This is a genomic window from Pseudomonas sp. Tul2A7 (assembly GCF_054790505.1).
Genome location: NZ_CP186499.1, coordinates 2,451,412 through 2,470,199 on the forward strand (window position 1 = coordinate 2,451,412; position 18,788 = coordinate 2,470,199).

18 protein-coding genes are annotated in these 18,788 nt (G+C 59.7%); 12 read left to right on the forward strand and 6 right to left on the reverse strand.

The window, feature by feature from the left end; all coding sequences use genetic code 11:
• Positions 1–29: 29 nt before the first annotated feature.
• From ACOYXJ_RS10975 to ACOYXJ_RS10985, 3 genes are read left to right on the forward strand one after another with little or no spacing between them, the layout of a single operon-like run.
• Entirely contained in the window at positions 30–1,172 is a 1,143-nt protein-coding gene (locus ACOYXJ_RS10975; protein ID WP_007913856.1) for an ABC transporter ATP-binding protein, read from the forward strand.
• 35 nt (positions 1,173–1,207) lie between these two features.
• Complete coding sequence (locus ACOYXJ_RS10980) at positions 1,208–2,089, forward strand: ABC transporter permease subunit (RefSeq protein ID WP_176091783.1); 882 nt, start codon at positions 1,208–1,210, stop codon at positions 2,087–2,089.
• Complete coding sequence (locus ACOYXJ_RS10985; protein ID WP_460369415.1) at positions 2,086–2,976, forward strand: ABC transporter permease subunit; 891 nt, start codon at positions 2,086–2,088, stop codon at positions 2,974–2,976. The genes ACOYXJ_RS10980 and ACOYXJ_RS10985 overlap by 4 nt, the downstream gene beginning before the upstream one ends.
• Before the next feature lie 140 nt (positions 2,977–3,116).
• On the opposite strand, the gene ACOYXJ_RS10990 is transcribed toward ACOYXJ_RS10985, so the two are convergent.
• Complete coding sequence (locus ACOYXJ_RS10990; protein ID WP_150793173.1) at positions 3,117–3,758, reverse strand: HD domain-containing protein; 642 nt, start codon at positions 3,756–3,758, stop codon at positions 3,117–3,119.
• 226 nt (positions 3,759–3,984) lie between these two features.
• Between ACOYXJ_RS10990 and ACOYXJ_RS10995 the strand changes: the two genes are divergently transcribed.
• Positions 3,985–4,950 (forward strand): GlxA family transcriptional regulator, encoded by a 966-nt coding sequence (locus ACOYXJ_RS10995; RefSeq protein ID WP_460369417.1) that lies wholly within the window; start codon positions 3,985–3,987, stop codon positions 4,948–4,950.
• A 181-nt stretch (positions 4,951–5,131) separates the two neighbouring features.
• On the opposite strand, the gene ACOYXJ_RS11000 is transcribed toward ACOYXJ_RS10995, so the two are convergent.
• Both ACOYXJ_RS11000 and ACOYXJ_RS11005 read right to left on the reverse strand, forming a co-directional pair.
• The gene (locus ACOYXJ_RS11000; protein WP_460369419.1) at positions 5,132–7,543 is read right to left on the reverse strand and encodes a penicillin acylase family protein; all 2,412 of its coding nucleotides are present in this window, start codon (positions 7,541–7,543) and stop codon (positions 5,132–5,134) included.
• 102 nt (positions 7,544–7,645) lie between these two features.
• Positions 7,646–8,224, reverse strand: a complete 579-nt coding sequence (locus ACOYXJ_RS11005) for a DUF6436 domain-containing protein (protein WP_460369421.1) — start codon at positions 8,222–8,224, stop codon at positions 7,646–7,648.
• A 98-nt stretch (positions 8,225–8,322) separates the two neighbouring features.
• Here ACOYXJ_RS11005 and bipL point away from each other — a divergent pair, with 98 nt between their 5' ends.
• Positions 8,323–9,270, forward strand: a complete 948-nt coding sequence (gene bipL / locus ACOYXJ_RS11010) for a phospholipase BipL (protein WP_150793176.1) — start codon at positions 8,323–8,325, stop codon at positions 9,268–9,270.
• A gap of 132 nt (positions 9,271–9,402) precedes the next feature.
• Here bipL and ACOYXJ_RS11015 read toward each other — a convergent pair whose 3' ends face one another.
• Positions 9,403–10,134, reverse strand: coding sequence for a DUF2059 domain-containing protein (locus tag ACOYXJ_RS11015; protein ID WP_123593566.1), 732 nt, complete (start codon positions 10,132–10,134; stop codon positions 9,403–9,405).
• A 108-nt stretch (positions 10,135–10,242) separates the two neighbouring features.
• Between ACOYXJ_RS11015 and ACOYXJ_RS11020 the strand changes: the two genes are divergently transcribed.
• Together ACOYXJ_RS11020 and ACOYXJ_RS11025 are read left to right on the forward strand one after the other, a co-directional pair.
• A complete protein-coding gene (locus ACOYXJ_RS11020; RefSeq protein WP_077574950.1) occupies positions 10,243–10,875 on the forward strand; it encodes a 2OG-Fe(II) oxygenase in 633 nt (210 codons plus the stop codon).
• A 1-nt stretch (position 10,876) separates the two neighbouring features.
• Positions 10,877–11,362, forward strand: coding sequence for a 2-thiouracil desulfurase family protein (locus ACOYXJ_RS11025; protein WP_460369424.1), 486 nt, complete (start codon positions 10,877–10,879; stop codon positions 11,360–11,362).
• 284 nt (positions 11,363–11,646) lie between these two features.
• On the opposite strand, the gene ACOYXJ_RS11030 is transcribed toward ACOYXJ_RS11025, so the two are convergent.
• Positions 11,647–12,210, reverse strand: coding sequence for a transporter substrate-binding domain-containing protein (locus ACOYXJ_RS11030; RefSeq protein ID WP_460369426.1), 564 nt, complete (start codon positions 12,208–12,210; stop codon positions 11,647–11,649).
• 135 nt (positions 12,211–12,345) lie between these two features.
• Here ACOYXJ_RS11030 and ACOYXJ_RS11035 point away from each other — a divergent pair, with 135 nt between their 5' ends.
• Complete coding sequence (locus ACOYXJ_RS11035) at positions 12,346–12,771, forward strand: DUF4399 domain-containing protein (RefSeq protein ID WP_460369428.1); 426 nt, start codon at positions 12,346–12,348, stop codon at positions 12,769–12,771.
• 61 nt (positions 12,772–12,832) lie between these two features.
• On the opposite strand, the gene serA is transcribed toward ACOYXJ_RS11035, so the two are convergent.
• Positions 12,833–14,062, reverse strand: coding sequence for a phosphoglycerate dehydrogenase (gene serA, locus ACOYXJ_RS11040; protein ID WP_008085296.1), 1,230 nt, complete (start codon positions 14,060–14,062; stop codon positions 12,833–12,835).
• 204 nt (positions 14,063–14,266) lie between these two features.
• On the opposite strand from serA, the gene ACOYXJ_RS11045 reads away from it, so the two are divergent.
• From ACOYXJ_RS11045 to ACOYXJ_RS11060, 4 genes are all read left to right on the forward strand, one after another.
• Complete coding sequence (locus ACOYXJ_RS11045; RefSeq protein WP_095121590.1) at positions 14,267–15,661, forward strand: FAD-binding oxidoreductase; 1,395 nt, start codon at positions 14,267–14,269, stop codon at positions 15,659–15,661.
• Positions 15,662–15,702: 41 nt separating this feature from the next.
• Entirely contained in the window at positions 15,703–16,368 is a 666-nt protein-coding gene (locus tag ACOYXJ_RS11050) for a fumarylacetoacetate hydrolase family protein (protein WP_007913879.1), read from the forward strand.
• 216 nt (positions 16,369–16,584) lie between these two features.
• A complete protein-coding gene (locus ACOYXJ_RS11055) occupies positions 16,585–17,508 on the forward strand; it encodes an SdiA-regulated domain-containing protein (protein WP_460369431.1) in 924 nt (307 codons plus the stop codon).
• 231 nt (positions 17,509–17,739) lie between these two features.
• The gene (locus tag ACOYXJ_RS11060; RefSeq protein WP_460369433.1) at positions 17,740–18,657 is read left to right on the forward strand and encodes an SdiA-regulated domain-containing protein; all 918 of its coding nucleotides are present in this window, start codon (positions 17,740–17,742) and stop codon (positions 18,655–18,657) included.
• The last annotated feature ends 131 nt before the right edge of the window (positions 18,658–18,788 follow it).

The following is an 18,788-nucleotide window of genomic DNA, read 5'->3' on the forward strand; positions in this document are numbered from 1 at the left end:
TGCATTGTTTTTTTCTGGGAGTTTCGTAAATGGCAGTTGCCTCCGGCGCCTATAAGAAAGCCCTCGAGGGCGACCAGACACCGAAACAGGTGTTGGTCAAAATCGACCGGGTCACGAAGAAGTTCGACGAGACGATTGCCGTGGACGACGTGTCCCTGGAAATCAAAAAGGGCGAAATCTTCGCCCTGCTCGGCGGTTCGGGATCGGGCAAATCCACTCTGCTGCGGATGCTGGCAGGGTTCGAACGGCCCACGGAGGGGCGCATTTTTCTCGACGGCGTCGACATCACCGACATGCCGCCGTACGAACGTCCGATCAACATGATGTTCCAGTCGTACGCCTTGTTCCCGCACATGACCGTGGCGCAGAACATCGCCTTCGGCCTCAAGCAGGACAAGATCCCGGCGGCTGAAGTCGATGCTCGGGTGGCCGAGATGCTCAAGCTGGTGCAGATGAGCCAGTACGCCAAGCGCAAACCGCATCAATTGTCCGGCGGTCAGCGTCAGCGTGTGGCGCTGGCGCGTTCGCTGGCCAAACGGCCGAAGCTGTTGCTGCTCGACGAACCGATGGGCGCACTGGACAAGAAACTGCGTTCGCAGATGCAGCTGGAACTGGTGGAAATCATCGAGCGCGTCGGCGTGACCTGCGTGATGGTGACCCACGACCAGGAAGAGGCCATGACCATGGCCGAGCGCATCGCGATCATGCACTTGGGCTGGATCGCCCAGATCGGTAGCCCGATCGACATCTACGAAACCCCGACCAGCCGTCTGGTCTGCGAATTCATCGGCAACGTCAACATCTTCGAAGGCGAAGTGATCGACGACGCTGAGGGCCACGCAACCATCACCTGCAAAGACCTCGATCGGCAGATCTACGTCGGCCACGGCATCAGCACCTCGGTGCAGGACAAGTCCGTGACTTACGCGATCCGTCCGGAGAAGCTGCTGGTCACCGCCGATCAACCGACCTGCGAATACAACTGGTCGAGCGGCAAGGTGCACGACATCGCCTACCTCGGCGGTCACTCGGTGTTCTACGTTGAATTGCCGAGCGGCAAACTGGTGCAGTCGTTTGTGGCCAACGCAGAACGTCGTGGCGCGCGTCCGACCTGGGGCGATCAGGTTTACGTGTGGTGGGAAGACGACAGCGGCGTGGTACTTCGCTCATGAACATGCGCAAATTCAAACGCCGCATCAACCGAATAATCCCCAATGGCCGCCAACTGGTCATCGGGGTCCCGTTCATCTGGCTGTTCCTGTTCTTCATGTTGCCGTTCTTCATCGTTCTGAAGATCAGCTTCGCCGAAGCCGACGTGGCCATCCCGCCGTACACCGAGATCTACACCTACGCCGAGCAGAAGCTGCAACTGCTGCTGAATCTGGGCAACTACGCGATGCTGGCGGGCGACGAGTTGTACATCGCCGCTTACCTCGGCTCGCTGAAGATGGCGCTGATCAGCACCATCCTCTGTCTGGTGATCGGCTACCCGATGGCCTACGCCATTGCCACCGCCCGTAAAGAGCTGCAAACGGTGCTGGTGCTGCTGATCATGATGCCGACCTGGACGGCGATCCTGATCCGCGTTTACGCGTGGATGGGCATCCTCAGCAACAACGGTTTGCTCAACGGTTTCCTGATGAGCATGGGCTTCATCGACGAGCCTTTGCAGATCCTCAACACCAACCTGGCGGTGTACATCGGTGTCGTTTATTCGTACCTGCCGTTCATGATCCTGCCGCTGTACGCCAACCTGGTGAAGCACGACAACAGCTTGCTGGAAGCCGCGTCCGACCTCGGTTCGAGCACCTTCAACAGCTTCTGGAAAATCACCATTCCGCTGTCCAAGAACGGGATTATTGCCGGCTGCATGCTGGTATTCATTCCGGTGGTCGGTGAGTTCGTGATCCCGGAGCTGCTCGGCGGTCCGGAAACCCTGATGATCGGTAAAGTGCTCTGGCAAGAGTTCTTCAACAACCGTGACTGGCCGGTGGCGTCCGCGCTGGCGGTGGTGATGCTGGCGATCCTGATTGTGCCGATCATTCTGTTCAACCGCAGTCAGGCCAAGGAAATGGAGGGTAAAGAATGAAGCGCTTCCGTTTCTCCAGCCTGATGCTGGTCATCGGTCTGTTGTTCATCTACCTGCCGATGCTGATCCTGGTGATCTATTCGTTCAACGCCTCGAAACTGGTGACGGTGTGGGGCGGCTGGTCGATCAAGTGGTACGTCGGCCTGCTCGACAACAGCCAGCTGATGGGCTCGGTGCTACGCTCGCTGGAAATCGCCTGCTACACCGCGGTTGCCGCGGTGGCGCTGGGCACACTGGCAGCGTTCGTACTGACGCGCATCACCCGCTTCAAGGGCCGTACGCTGTTCGGCGGTCTGGTCACCGCGCCGCTGGTGATGCCGGAAGTGATCACCGGTCTGTCGCTGTTGCTGCTGTTCGTGGCCATGGCGCAGATGATCGGCTGGCCGCAGGAGCGTGGCATCGTCACCATCTGGATCGCCCACACCACGTTCTGTGCGGCGTATGTGGCGGTGGTGGTGTCGGCGCGTCTGCGTGAGCTGGACCTGTCGATCGAAGAAGCGGCGATGGACCTCGGTGCGCGGCCGTGGAAGGTGTTCTTCCTGATCACCATCCCGATGATCGCACCATCGCTGGCGGCGGGCGGCATGATGTCGTTCGCGCTGTCGCTGGATGACCTGGTACTGGCGAGCTTCGTCTCGGGGCCGGGTTCGACGACCCTGCCGATGGAAGTGTTCTCGGCGGTGCGTCTGGGTGTGAAGCCTGAGATCAACGCCGTGGCAAGCCTGATTCTGCTCGCGGTATCGATCGTGACCTTCATGGTCTGGTTCTTCAGCCGCCGTGCCGAGGAAGCGCGCAAGAAAGCCATCCAGCAAGCCATCGAAGAAAGCGCAGCCGATTCGTGGAAACAGCCGGACGTACGTCGGGCGCCAAGCCCGGAAGCGGCGTAAGCACTAATGGGTTGGCCTCATTCTCGAGGCCAACCCAATTCAAACTGTAGGAGTGAGCCTGCTCGCGATAGTGGAGTGTCAGTCAGGAAGTTTCCAACTGACAGGACGCCATCGCGAGCAGGCTCACTCCTACATGGGTTTTATGCAGTCCAGGGAGAGTTGCGGATGACTTCAACAAAGTTCATCGGCTTGAACCCCGGCTCCTGATCCTTCAGCACATCGGTCTTCACATTGCCAAACGTGGTCTGCGGACGATGGCGCAAGCCATCGGCAAACGCGCAGATGATGCACTCCTTGAAACCTTCCCCACGCGGGTGCGCATGCACCACCGCCTCACGCTGCACGGTGCTGAAGGCTGCGTAATCCATACCCAGCACATCCATCTCCACACCAGCGGTCACCAGCGCCACGGTTGGACGCAGATGCTTGGGCACGCCCGGCGTGGTGTGCAGGGCAATCGACAGCCACACCTGTTCGATATCGTCATCGCTCAGCCCGTACGGTTTGAGAAACGCCGCTGCCGCGTTGGCACCATCCACTTCGAAACGCTCATCATCACTGCGATGACCTTCGACCAGACCGAGGTCATGGAACATTGCGCCGACGTACAACAACTCCGGATCGTAGGCCAGTTGCTGGCGCTCGCCGCTCAATGCACCGAACAGAAATACCCGGCGCGAGTGGTGGTAGAGCAGATCGGATTCGATGTCGCGGATGTATTCGGTGGTGGCCCGGGCGAGGGCGCTGTCGGGGATTTTGATGCCGGCGATGGTGGTGCTCATGGTGCTTTCCTTTCTGAAAGCGCCGTCGTGGCGCTGATGGGGAAAGTCTGTTCCCGAGGCTGAAAGCGAACAATCGCTCCATGGCTGCGATCCTTGCCAATCCACCTGCAAATCGTGCCAAGCTAAAAGATCGCAGCCTTCGGCAGCTCCTACATGGGAAAGCGGGGACACCTGTAGGAGCTGCCGAAGGCTGCGATCTTTTGCTCTTGAAAGGGAATCCACAGCCATGAATAAAGCCGTCGCCATTGTGGTGTTCGCAGGCGTGCAGTCGCTGGACGTCAGCGGCCCGATGGATGTGTTTGCCGAGGCCAACCGCTTCCTGGCGCCCGAGGATCACTATCGGCTCGAAGTGATCGGCGTAGAACGCGGCCCGATGGCCTGTTCCAACGGTTTGAACCTGAATGCCCATTGGCATTTCAGCGAAGCCGTTGAGGCCTACGACCTGTTGCTGGTCGCTGGAGGGCCGCAACTGCCGTTCATGGATTTTGGCGCGGCGTTTGATGATTGGCTGCGCGGGGCGTGTTCACGGGCGCAGCGCTTCGGTTCAATCTGCAATGGCGCGTTCATGCTCGCTCGCGCGGGGTTGCTGGAGGGGCGCACCGTCACCACGCACTGGAACGACGCCGTGGCGTTGGCGCAGTTGTGCCCGACAACGCAGGTCGAAGCAGATCGCTTGTATGTCGAGGACGGCACGCTCTATACCTCGGCGGGGGTGACGGCGGGGATCGATCTGTCGCTGTACCTGCTGGCGCGTGATCACGGTGCTGAAGTGGCGCTGAGCGTGGCCAAGCGGCTGGTGGTGTTCACCCAGCGCTCTGGTGGCCAGTCGCAGTTCAGTCCGTTCCTGACGCCGCATGCAGAGCCGACCTCGGCGGTGGCGATGGTGCAGTTGTATGTGCTGGCCAATCTCACCGGCGATCTGACGATTGCCGATCTGGCCAATGCGGCGAACATGAGTGCGCGCAATTTCTCGCGGGTGTTCGCCCGGGAAGCCAAAGTCACGCCGGCGGAGTTTGTCGAGCGGGCGCGGGTGGATGCGGCGCGGGTGATGCTGGAGAGCACGGCAGCGCCGTTGAAGACTGTGGCGTATCAGTGCGGGTTTCGTGATGCGCAGCATATGCGTGGGGTGTTTAACCGGCGGCTGGGTGTGACGCCGCAGCAGTTTCGGCTGAATTTTGCGGTGATGCTTTGACCCTCACCCCAGCCCTCTCCCAGAGGGAGAGGGGGCCGATTCGGGGATATTGGGTAGATACGCCGACCTGAGTGAGCGGTTGTGAATCCATAATCGACACCGCTCTTTCAGGTCGATGTATGACAAAAGACACCTCGGTCAGTCCCCTCTCCCTCTGGGAGAGGGCTAGGGTGAGGGGCTTTTAAGGCGCCGCCCGCGCCGGCAACAGCTTCAACGTACTGCGCGTATTCGCCGTCACTTCTTCGGCATTGAAATGCGCCTGCACATACATCCCGTCGACATACGCCTCAGCCTGATCGTCATAGTGACTGTCGAACGGCACACCACTCTGCCCAACCGGGTTGATCGTCAACCCATGCGCCGGATCAGCAAAATCCACCAGCCGACGCGTCGACGGCCCGTAAGTCACCGGCCATGGCGCCGGGCCGATCTTCGCCGACAGATTGTTCGGTACTTCATGACTGCCCGGCGCCGCAAACGGCCCGACATTGAAAATCCGATCCAGCGGCTTCTGCTGTCCCAGCGGATGGCCGTGAGTCAGCGTATGTGCCGCGCCCCATTTCCATTCGGCAGTGTTGTCGCCGAGGGTCAGCTTCAAGTGCTGCATGCTCGCCTGCCACGCCGCGCGCACGACATCGGCGCGGGTTTCCTTGTTCGGCGTGCTGCGGTTGTCCCACCACGGTGAATCGGCATTCGCCGCCAGCTTCGGCAGCGCCGCATCGATCACCCGCGTGGACAGCAGTGTCTCGAAAAAGTCATTGCCCAACTCATCCCGCATTGCCGCATCGGCGAGGTCGTAGAGGAACTGGTTGAACACCGTTGCACTGACCGAATCCAGCGGATAATCGCCCGGCCACTGCGCCAGTTGCTCGACCAGTTTCAGTTGCGCCGGATCGCTGACCACCTCACGCAGCACCGGCAGCAATGGCGCCAGCAAGCGCGGGCCGTAACCGGTGGCGGTGCCTAATTGCAGTTTCTGATTGGCCTCGTTGGTCCACTTCACGCTCTTGTCGCTGAGCTGGCGATTGAGTTGCTGGCCGCGATCGGCGAGGTTGTAGTAACCGGGAATCTCCATGCCGGTCGGCGAGACGGGTTGGAAGTTGGCCGAGACGATGTAGCCGCGCGCCGGGTTCTCCTCCTGCGGGTTGGCGCTGAACGGGTAGAAACCGTCCTTGTCGGCCTGACTGCTGCTACCGTCGAGAATGAATTCCGGCCGCACCCCGGACGGGCGCTTGGGCAGCAACGCCGAAGCCCACCAGGCGATATCGCCCTTGGCGTTGGCGTAAACCAGATTCAGCCCCGGCGCCTGAACCTTGGCCGCTGCGGCGCGGGCCTTGGCCAGGGTGTCGGCACGGTTGAGCTGGTAGAAGCCTTCGAGGATCGGATTCGGTGTTTCGAGGAAGGCCCACCACATCGCAATCGGCGTTTTGCCGGCAGCGGTGCCGAGGGCATCATTGACGATCGGGCCGTGGGGCGATTGGCGCAGGGTGAGGGTCACCGGCGACTGCCCCTTCACGTTGATCTGCTGCTGTGTGACGACCATGTCGGTCCACTGGCCGCGATACCAGACCTGATTCGGGTTATCCGGGTTGGCCTTCTCGGCGATCAGATCGAGATCGTCGTTCTGGAACATGGTCAGGCTCCAGCCGAAATCGAGGTTGTGCCCCAGAAAAGCAAACGGCACCAGCGCCTGATGATGGCCGTACAACTCGAAGCCCGGCGCCGACAATTGCGCTTCGTACCACACCGACGGCACCGAGAAGCGAATATGCGGGTCACCGGCCAGCAGCGGTTTGCCGCTCTGGCTGCGGCTGCCGGCAATCACCCAGGCGTTGCTGCCTTCGAACTGCGGCAGGCCATTATCGATCAGTGCCTGTTCGCTGAGGCGGGCGAGGGCGTTGAGGTCTTTCCAGTCGCCGGCAGCGAGGGTCGGAGTCGATTTGCCGTGATCCTTGGCGAGGACACCCTTGGGCTGCCAGTCGAGGTCGAAGACCTTGAGGTAATCGGCGCCAAGCTGATCGCGCACATAGGTCAGCAGCGGCTCAGTGCGAAATGCGGCGGCAAAGCTGTAGGCCATGTAACCAGCGACGCTGATGCTGTCTTCCGCCGTGAACGGCCGCTTGGGGATGCCCAGCACGTCGAACTCGATCGGCGCGGCGTGGCTGTCCTGATATTGGTTGATGCCATCCAGATAGGCTTGCAGGCCTTTCCACGCCGGCGACTGTTTATCGAGGTTGGCGACGTAACTGGCGGCGCGCTCACGGATGCGTAGGCTGCGGAACAGTTTGTCGGTGTCGAGCAACTTCGGCCCGAGTACTTCCGCCAGTTCACCACGGGCAAGGCGACGCATGGCTTCCATCTGGAACAGGCGATCCTGGGCATGCACGTAGCCGAGGGCGCGGTAGAGGTCGGTTTCGTTCTCGGCGCGAATGTGCGGTACACCGCGCTCGTCATAGCGTACGGTCACCGAGCCCTGCAGGTTGCGCAGTTCGACCTGGCCCTGGCGCGTCGGTTGTTTGCTGTAGACATACCAGCCGACGCCGGCGAGCAGAACAACGATGAGCAAGCCAAGTACGGTGAACACGCGCTTCATGGTGACTCCTTGTGCAGGCGGGATTGCCGCCCGTCGGGCTGCAAACAATTAGCACAGACCTTCTGTGCCGTGCAGCGCTGTCCTTGAAAAGTCCGGAATGCCTTACTGCGCCTCCACCGGCCACGGGCAGTAACAGCCGACTGCCAGCGTGTGTGTCGCGTTGACCGGGCGATCTTCTGTCAGGGCATTCAAAATCGGTTCGATAAAGCTGTTGCTGGAGTTGCAGGTCAGGCCTTCGCTATAAGGGCCGAAGTACGCCAGTTTGCCGCTGCGATCCCAGATCGCCACGGCCGGACTGGCGTGCACCTGTTCGGAACCGGGCAATATCGTGATGGTTTTCAGGCTGCTGAGGGTCGCGGGCAACTGGCCGTGGCTGCCAGTCTTTTGCACGGCGAAGAACTCAACGCCCTTGGCGCCGAACTGCTCGACCATCTCGGTCAGGTGCTGTTGATTGCCGACATTGCACGGACAGGCCGGGTCCCAGAAATGCACCAGACGGATCTTGCCGGGGCCGGCGAGGTTGTCCGGCAGGCGCAGCGGATCACCGGAAAACACTGCCGTGTGTTCGCTGAACGCACGCAGATAACGCCCCTGAAACCAGTCATACGCCGCCCACAGCACCCCGGCGCAAATCAGCGCGAGCAGGCTGGCAAACAGTGCGGTGCGGTAGGGCGAACGCATGGATTTGGTTCCTCAGAGGCGGGCTAGCTTGCCATGCTTGCCGCGACAGATGAATATCGCAGGCCGATAAAGTCTGTTTACCGCTTTGGAATTGCCTTATGTCTGCCACTTTCGATCCCGATCAAATCCGCGCCAGCCTCAAGCCTTTGGCCGAGTGGCAGCCGTTGTCGGACGAGGCCAAGGCGTACCAGCAGTTTTATAAAACCGATTTTCCCCATCGCGATGTCTGGCGTGGCATGGGCCGTTTCGAAGTCGATGGCTATGAAGTGGTCAGCCATTGCTGGTGGCCGGAGAAGGTCAAGGCGACGCTGTTTCTACTGCATGGTTATTACGATCACACCGGGCTGTATCGGCATGTGATCGAGTGGGCGCTGGATCAGGACTTCGCGGTGATCGCCTGCGACTTGCCGGGCCATGGCCTGTCGAGCGGGCCGCGTGCGAGCATTCGCGATTTTTCTGAATACCAGGACGTCCTGCAGGCCTTGTTCGCCGAGGCGCAGTCGATCGCGTTGCCGCAGCCGTGGCATCTGTGCGGGCAGAGCACCGGCGGGGCGATTGTGGTTGATCATTTGCTCAATCACGCGGAAAACAGCCCGGCGCAGGGCCAGGTGATTCTGATGGCGCCACTGGTGCGGCCGCGGGCATGGGGCTGGTCGCAGTTGAGTTATTACCTGCTCAGGCCTTTCGTTCGGGGTGTCGCTCGACGCTTCAGCGAGAACTCCAATGATCCGGATTTCCTGCCGTTTCTGCAGGCAGATCCGTTGCAGCCTCGGCGCTTGCCGACGAAATGGGTGGGGGCGTTGTCGCGTTGGATCATTCGCGTCGAGCACGCGAAGAAAAGTCCGCGGCGGCCACTGATCATTCAGGGGCAGGCGGACATGACCGTCGACTGGCAGCACAATTTGCAGGTATTGAAATGGAAGTTTGATCGACCGCAGATCTTGCTGCTGGCCGAGGCACGGCATCATCTGGCGAATGAGACGGTGGAGATGCGTGAGGAGTATTTCGAGTTTCTGAGCAAGCGGATCAGAGGCCGGAATCTGTAGCGTCTGGGAGGGCCTCTTCGCGAGCAGTCTCGCTCCCACAGGGATTTCGGGGGACTCACAAATTTTGTGTTCGCTGAAGATCCATTGTGGGAGCGAGCCTGCTCGCGAAGACGGCCGGTCAGGCGCTAAAGATCATTGCCCAACCGCCAACCCCGCCCGAATCGCCGCCAACGCCGCTTGGTAATACGCCTTGCCCTCAGCCGATTCAGCAAACGTCGCAAACTCTTCGAGCTCTTCATCCGACAGATCGCGATAGACGTAAAGCAACGTGTTGTTCATGTCCGCGCCAATCTGATCCATCAAGCGCTGGCGCTGACCATTCAACATGCCCTGCGCCTGACCACCACCGAGCAGCCCCGGAATCATCGAACTCAAACTGTCCGCCGCCACACCAGCAATCGCCAGACTCACTTCGGCGCCGGCTTCACGCGCTGGCAGCGCCTGAGCGAGGTGACCGATGATCAGCAGACGACTGTCGCTGACCTGCATCTTCGGCAGGCCCTTGGCGTTTTTCGCCAATTGATCGCGACGGGTTGCGAGCAATTCGGCGGCGACGATTTTCTTGCCCAGTGGCGATTGAAAGAAAGTCAGCGCCGGTTTCGGGTCGGCGAGCTTCTGCCGCAGTTGCGCTTCGGCGCGTTGATCCACAGCCTGCGGGGCGAAGCGCTGATTGCTGTTGTTCACCAGCGCCTGAAATACGGCGGGCGGCAGGCTGTTCTGGTAGCGCTGCTGTGCGGCTGTCAGGGCATCGTTGAAATGCGCACGTTGATCTGGCCAGCCGGCGACCTTGTACAACTGATCGTGGCCGTCCGCCCAGGCGGGCAAAACGCAGAACATCAACAGTGAAAAAAGCAAACGGCGCATAGGGACTCCTGTCAGCAGCGGACTATTCTCCGTGCGGTGCCGGTACTTGTCGAGAATTCGTAGCAAGCCGCCGCGTGGCTCTGTCGGATTTCTTGCCGCCGACATACTATGCGCGCCATGCAAATATCCTCTGAACACCCACTGCTGTTACGCATTGTCGACGACCTGGCCGAACACGGCTGGTCGCAGCAGAACATATTCCTGCCCGCCGGTTTGACCCGCGAGCTGGCGGCCGAGTGCCGTAAACGTGAGGCCGAGGGTGAACTGGCGCCGGCGGCGGTGGGGCGTGGGCCGTTTTCGGAGATCCGCGAGGGGATTCGTGGCGACCATATTCAGTGGATCGATCCCGGTCAGGCCGAGGCCAGCGACCGCTATCTGAACCTGATGGAGAGCCTGCGCGAGGCGCTCAACCGTGGCCTGTTTCTTGGTCTTGAGGATTTCGAATGCCACTTCGCGCTGTATCCACCGGGTGCGTTTTATCGCAAGCACGTCGACCGTTTTCGCGACGACGACAAGCGCATGGTCTCGGTGGTGGTCTACCTCAATGACGCGTGGCTGCCGGAGGATGGCGGTCAGTTGCGCATGTACCTGAACGATGAGCGCGTGCACGACGTGCAGCCTACCGGCGGGTGTCTGGTGGTGTTTCTCTCTGGTGAGGTGCCTCATGAAGTGCTGCCGGCAAACCGCGAGCGCTTGTCGCTGACCGGTTGGTTCCGCCGCCGTGGCAACGAGCCGTTCTGAGATGGACAGGATTCTGGTCAGTCGCTGCCTGTTGGGTCATCGCGTGCGTTATGACGGCGGTGCGAGCGGGCCGTTTGATTTGCTTGAACAGTGGATTGCCGAAGGGCGGGTGGTGCCGTTGTGTCCGGAGGTCGCGGGAGGATTGCCGACGCCGCGGGCGGCGGCGGAGATTCCGGGCGGGCAGGGTGGTGAAGTGCTCGATGGTGTCGCGGCGGTGATCACCACCGAGGGCGAGGATGTCAGTGCGCAGTTTCTCGATGGCGCGCGGCAGGCGCTGGAGCTGGTGCAGAAGCACGGGATTCGCGTGGCGGTGTTGAAGGCCAACAGTCCTTCTTGCGGGAATCTGCTGACGTATGACGGGACGTTCAGTGGCGTGAAGGTGAGTGGCGAAGGGGTGACGGCCGCGTTGCTCAAGCGTCATGGTGTGCAGGTCTTCAGCGAACTTGAACTGCCGCAGGCCGCGCTGGCCCTGGCTGCTTTGGACTGATCCGCAATCGTTGCCCTCACCCCAGCCCTCTCCCGGAAGGGAGAGGGGGCCGACCGAGGTGTCTGGCGTTGTCCACCGACCTGAAACACCTTATCGACTATGGATTCGAGACAGCCATGACTGATCGATTACGTCGACAAAGCCATGAACGATCGACTATGGATTCGACAAAGCCATTTTCAGTCGATTTCGGATTCGGTATACCCATTTCAGGTCGGCGTATTCCTTCAGCATCCCCCAATCAGTCCCCTCTCCCTCGGGGAGAGGGCTAGGGTGAGGGGCTTTTAAGGCTTCAACCACTTCTCGGTCAGCGCTGCCAGGCGCCCGTCGTCCTTGATCCTCTGCATCGCACTCGCAAGGCTGGCCTGAAACGCCGGATTACCCTTCTGGAACGGAATCGCCAAATCCACCGGCTCCGCCGCTTTCGGCTTCTCTTCCGTCAACGCCTGCACCAACACCATCGGCCGTGGCTGCTCATCCTTCTTCGCCAACAACTGCGAATCGACCTTGCCGTAAGGCTCGCTGAAGTCGAAACGATCCTTGAGTTCGGATGTCAGTGCTATGTGGTTGAGCGCAACGTCGTACTTGCCGCTTTCAACGCCCTGGAGCAGGTCGGCCTCATCCGTGACGATGAAGTCGGCGCGCACATCCAGCTCGTTGGCCAGCAGTTGCCCAAGCTCGACCTCGAACCCCGTGAGTGTGTCGCCTTCCTTGAAATTGAAGGGCGGTGTATTAGCCTCAAGGGCTATGCGCAGCTCGCCACGGTCGTTGACGTCATCAATCAGTTCGGCGTGAGCCAAAGGGCTCAAAAGGGGTAGCAGGCAGATCAGGCCAGGCAGAAAACGCATGGTCACTCCTTTGAAATCATTATCGCGACGCTCTGATTCAGGCTCGCTTTGCTATGGTTGTCGAGTGCCTTCGACAACGAATGGTCATGAAGTTGTCATGACCGTGCGGATTTTACGGAAAAACTGGAGAAGAAAATGAAAAGCTTTATGTCACGTGCAGCGTTCGCGGGTGTGCTGATGGGCGTTTCGGTGCTGGCCAGTGCGGCGACACCGGCCCCCAAAGGTGCTGAAGTGTTCATCGTTTCTCCCGCAGACGGGGCAAAGGTTTCCCAAGAGTTCAAGGTCAAGTTTGGCACCAAGGACGTTGCGCTGGCTCCGGCCGGTGATGTCACCAAGAACACCGGCCACCATCACTTGCTGATCGACGTCGACAAGCTGCCAGCGGCCGGTGCGCCGATTCCCAACGATGCCAACCACATGCATTTCGGCAAGGCGCAGACCGAAGCGACCATCAAACTGGCCCCTGGCAAGCACACTTTGCAACTGGAACTGGGAGACAGCGGCCACATGCCGTTCGATCCACCCATCGTGTCGAAGAAGATCACCGTCAACGTCGATTAACGTTTCGACGTGCATGAAAAAGGGAGCCCGAAGGCTCCCTTTTTTGTCGCTCAGCGTTCGATCAGAACAACACACGGCTACGGATAGTGCCGTTGATGTGCTGCAGCTTCTCTTGCGCCAAGTCCGAGTACTCGGCGTCGACGTCGATCACCACGTAGCCAACCTTCTCGTTGGTCTGCAGGAACTGACCGGAGATGTTGATGCCGTTTTCGGCGAAGACCTTGTTGATCTCGCTCATCACACCCGGGATGTTCTCGTGGATGTGCAGCAGACGGTGCTTGCCAGGGTGAGCCGGCAGGGCTACTTCCGGGAAGTTGACCGACGAAACGGACGTACCGTTGTCGCTGTACTTGACCAGTTTTTCTGCCACTTCCAGACCGATGTTGGCTTGCGCTTCGGCGGTCGAACCACCGATGTGCGGGGTCAGGATCACGTTGTCGAGGCCACGTAGCGGGCTTTCGAACTCTTCGTCGTTGGAGCGTGGCTCCACCGGGAATACGTCGATGGCCGCGCCGATCAGGTGCTTGTCCTTGATCGCGTCCGCCAGGGCGTCCAGCTCGACCACGGTACCGCGCGCCGCGTTGATCAGGATGCCGCCCTTCTTGATGGCGCGGATTTCCTTCTCGCCGATCATCCACTGGGTCGCAGCGGTTTCCGGAACGTGCAGGGTGACGATGTCGGACATGCCCAGCAGCTCGGTCAGGCTACCGATCTGAGTCGCGTTGCCCAGTGGCAGCTTGGTCACGGTGTCGTAGAAGTACACCTGCATGCCCAGACCTTCAGCCAGAACCGACAGCTGAGTGCCGATCGAGCCGTAGCCGACGATGCCGAGTTTCTTGCCACGGATCTCGAAGGAGTTGGCTGCGGACTTGATCCAGCCGCCACGGTGGCAGGAAGCGTTTTTCTCCGGGATGCCGCGCAGCAGCAGGATCGCTTCGGCCAGCACCAGCTCGGCAACGGAGCGGGTGTTGGAGTACGGCGCGTTGAACACGGCAATACCGCGCTCACGGGCAGCACTCAGGTCAACCTGGTTGGTGCCGATGCAGAAACAGCCGACCGCAACCAGCTTCTTCGCGTGATCGAAGATCTCTTCGGTCAGTTGGGTGCGCGAACGAATGCCGATGAAGTGAGCGTCAGCGATCTTTTCCTTGAGCTGGGCTTCCGGCAAGGAACCTGTCAGGTATTCGATGCTGGTGTAGCCCGCCGCCTTGAGGACGTCGACAGCCGATTGGTGGACGCCTTCGAGAAGAAGGAACTTGATCTTGCTCTTATCGAGAGAAGTCTTGCTCATCTGCGTAAACCTGTATCCCGGAGAAAAATGGCAGGAAATGGTCAACAGACGCTGACCCGGACGACAAGAAAGTCGTCTCCGCGGATCTGGCCTTGGGCACTGTCCTGCGGGGTCGATATGCTAGCATAGCCTCCCCGCTAAACACTCATTCCTGCGACGTGAAGCGTTCTCAGGATGACCATGAATTGTTCGAGAGTTCTGTCGATGACCAATCCTGCCCTGATTGAAGAACTGAAGACCCTGGTCGAGCCTGGCAAGGTCCTGACCGACGCCGACTCCCTGAATGCGTATGGCAAGGATTGGACCAAGCACTTCGCCCCGGCGCCAAGCGCTATCGTGTTTCCCAAGACCATCGAACAGGTGCAGGCGGTGGTCCGTTGGGCCAACACGCACAAGGTGGCGCTGGTGCCATCGGGCGGGCGTACCGGGCTTTCTGCGGCTGCGGTTGCGGCCAACGGCGAAGTGGTCGTGTCGTTCGACTACATGAATCAGATTCTCGACGTGAACCTCACCGACCGTACCGCCGTTTGTCAGCCGGGCGTGGTCACTGAGCATTTGCAGAACGTCGCCGAAGAAAAAGGCCTGTATTACCCGGTCGACTTCGCCTCTGCAGGTTCCAGTCAGATTGGCGGCAACATCGGCACCAATGCCGGCGGGATCAAGGTTATTCGCTACGGCATGACTCGTAACTGGGTGGCCGGTATGAAAGTCGTCACCGGCAAGGGCGATGTGCTGGAACTGAACAAAGACCTGATCAAGAACGCCACCGGTTACGACCTGCGTCAGCTGTTCATCGGCGCTGAAGGCACCCTCGGTTTCGTCGTCGAAGCGACCATGCGCCTCGATCGCGCGCCGAAGAATCTCACCGCGATGGTTCTCGGCACCGCCGATTTCGACTCGATCATGCCGGTGCTGCACGCCTTCCAGGGCAAGCTCGACCTGACCGCGTTCGAATTCTTCTCCGACAAAGCCCTGGCCAAAGTCATGGGCCGTGGCGACGTACCGGCGCCGTTCGAAACTGATTGCCCGTTCTACGCATTGCTGGAATTCGAAGCGACCACAGAAGAAGTGGCCAACAGCGCACTGGAAACCTTCGAGCATTGCGTCGAACAGGGCTGGGTGCTTGACGGTGTGATGAGCCAGAGCGAAACCCAACTGCAGAACCTGTGGAAACTGCGCGAGTACATCTCCGAAACCATCTCGCACTGGACGCCGTACAAGAACGACATCTCGGTCACGGTCTCGAAAGTACCGGCGTTTTTGAAGGAAATCGATGCGATCGTCGGTGAACACTATCCGGACTTTGAAATCGTCTGGTTCGGCCACATTGGCGACGGCAACCTGCATTTGAACATTCTCAAGCCGGATAACCTGAGCAAGGACGAGTTCTTCGCCAAGTGCGCGACCGTCAACAAGTGGGTGTTCGAAACCGTCGAGAAGTACAACGGTTCGATCTCCGCCGAACACGGCGTCGGCATGACCAAGCGCGATTACTTGACCTACAGCCGCTCGCCGGTTGAGATCGAGTACATGAAAGCGGTGAAAGCGGTGTTCGACCCGAACGGCATCATGAACCCGGGCAAGATCTTCGCGGTTTGATCGGCAATCTTTGATGAATCAATGAAGGCAGGAGTCGGTAAATGAGCTATCAGCACCAGTACGTCGACGGCACGCGCATCCACTTCCCGATCGGGAAAGTCGTGTGCATTGGCCGTAATTACGCCGAACACGCCAAGGAACTGGACAACCCGGTGCCAACCGAGCCGTTGCTGTTCATCAAGCCGGGCAGTTGCGTGGTCGAGCTGGAAGGCGGTTTCGCCATTCCGACCGAGCGCGGTTCGGTGCACTACGAAGCGGAAATCGCTGTGTTGATCGGCAAGCCGTTGTCGACCAAGCCAAGCCGTGAAGAAGTGCTCGACGCGATCTCCGGTTTCGCCCCGGCACTCGATCTGACCCTGCGCGACAAGCAAGCCGAGCTGAAAGCCAAGGGCCTGCCGTGGGAAATCGCCAAATCGTTCGACGGCGCGGCGGTGCTTGCTCCGTTCGTGGTCGGCAGCACATTTGCTGACCTGACCGACATCGGTATCCGCCTGACCATCAACGGCGAAGTGCGTCAGGACGGCAACAGCAGCGCGATGCTCAACCCGATCGTGCCGATGATCCAGCACATGGCCGGTTGCTTCTCGCTGCAGGCCGGTGATGTGATCCTTACCGGTACGCCAGTCGGCGTCGGCCCGCTGAACGTGGGCGATGACATCGTCCTCGAACTGGTCGGTGCGAGCAGCTTCACCAGCAGCGTGCGCTGATTTAACGCGGTCCCCTTGTAGGAGTGAGCCTGCTCGCGATGGCGCGAGCAGGCTCACTCCTACAGGGTTTTGTGATCTTTCCCACAATGGTGCAGGGCAATCCCGCCATTTGCCGTTTTTTTCACATCCTGTACGGATAATTCCTCTCATTCTGGCGTCTGAGCCGGCCTCTTTGTGCTATTACCCTTAGCCTGAATTTTCGGAACGCGTCCCTCGATGTCATCTCAAACTCAGCTCAAACCCACTCGCCGTTCACGTTTCGCCCTGCGCTGGTATGTCTGGCTTTTGCTGGTCCTTGCCGCCGCTTATGCCGTGGCGTTTGCCATGCATTGGGATGATCGCGGAGTGCTTTGGCTGCAGGAACGCTTCGAAAGCCAGGCCGAGCAGAAGGAAAGCATCTGGCTACCGGACTATCGCGTGGTGATCGATGCCAAGCCGCTCAAGGGGATGGAGAAGGACGAAGCTTCGGATCTGGCGTACAACCCGCAGACCAAAACGCTGTTCTCGGTGATGGGCAAGAACCCGTTTCTCGCTGAACTGACTTTACAGGGCGATGTGCTGCGCAAGATGCCGCTGGTGGGCTGGAGCAATCCGGAAGGCCTGACGATGATGGAAAACGGCTTGATGGCCATCGTCGACGAGCGCCAGCACCTGCTGTCGATCGTCAGGGTCGACGCGGATACTCGTGAATTGAACATCGCCGATTTCCCGAAATACGATCTCGGTCCTTCGAAAGACCAGAATAAAGCCTTCGAAGCCATCACGTGGGACGCTCGCAATCAGCAACTGTTGCTGGGCGAGGAGCGGCCACCAGCGCTGTTCACCTGGAAAAGCGATGGCAGCCAGATCCTCAAGGGCGACAAGCAGAAACTCGTCAGTGATGAACTGGATATTCGCAACCTCTCGGCCTTGGCGATTGACCCGCGCACCCAGCACACACTGGTGCTGTCCGCCGACTCACATCTGCTGCTGGAGCTGGACGAGAAGGGCGAACAGGTCAGCTTCATGACCCTGCTTGGCGGCTTCAATGGCCTGAAAAACACCATTCCCCGCGCCGAAGGCGTGACCATGGACGAGGCGGGTACGCTGTACATGGTCAGCGAGCCGAACCTGTTCTACCGCTTCGAAAAACAGAGGTAGTGCCTCTGTGTAGGAGCTGCCGAAGGTTCGGGCCGCGTTCGGACGATCTTTTGACTGTGGGACGCAGAGCGTCCCCGGCTGCATTCCCACGCAGAGCGTGGGAACGATCAGATCGCAGCCTGCGGCAGCTCCTACACGGGTTGGCTTGTGGTTTGAGGCAAGTGGCCATTAAGCTTCAGTTCAGACGGGCGTGATATTTCATCCGCCTGTTTTGATCCCGAGCTCATCCACATGCGTCGACTTGCCCGCCCCAAGCCTCTGATTATCTTCCTGACGGTGATTGCCCTGATCGCGTTGATTGCGATCGGTCAATACATGCGCCTGTTCGAGCGTGCCTGGTTCAACCTGCACACCCTGTGGCAACCGCAGAGTAGCGAGTCGATTGGGCTGGATCAGTATCGCGTCGAGATTGAAGCGCGGGTGATTGACGGGCTGGACGACGATGTTTCGGCGCTGACCTTCGATCCGGTGCGCAAAAGCCTGTTCACCGTGACCAACAAGAATTCCGAACTGGTCGAACTGTCGCTCGAAGGCAAGATCCTGCGGCGCATTGCCCTGATTGGTTTTGGCGATCCCGAAGCGGTCGAGTACATCAGCGCCGACACCTACGTGATCACTGACGAGCGTCAGCAGCGGCTGATCAAGATTCACCTGGAAGCAGACACCACATTCCTCGACGCAGCGGATGCCGAACAGATGACCCTCGGTGTGCATATGGCCAGCAACAAAGGCTTCGAAGGCCTGGCGTATGACTCGGTGGGCAAGCGCCTGTTTGTCGCGAAAGAGCGCAATCCGATGCTGATCTACGAAGTGCACGGCTTTCCGCACTTCAATCCGGAGAAGTCCTACGCGGTGCATGTAATCAACGATCCCAAGCGTGACGCCGGGATGTTTGTGCGCGATCTGTCGAGCCTGCAATACGACGAGCGCAGCGGGCATTTATTGGCGCTGTCCGATGAGTCGCGGCTGATTCTGGAGCTGGATGTCGGCGGGCGGCCGTTGAGCACCATGTCCATCAGTGGCGGTCGGCAGGGTTTGAAGAAGACCGTACCGCAGGCGGAGGGCATTGCGATGGATGATGACGGGACGTTGTATCTGGTGAGTGAGCCGAATCTGTTTTACGTCTTCAAAAAACCTGCACAGCCTTAACTCACACCACAAAACACTGTGGGAGCGAGCCTGCTCGCGAAGGCGTCGTGTCAGCTAATGAAAATGTTGGCTGAACTGGCGCTTTCGCGAGCAGGCTCGCTCCCACAGGTTTATTCGTCTGCCCATAAAGA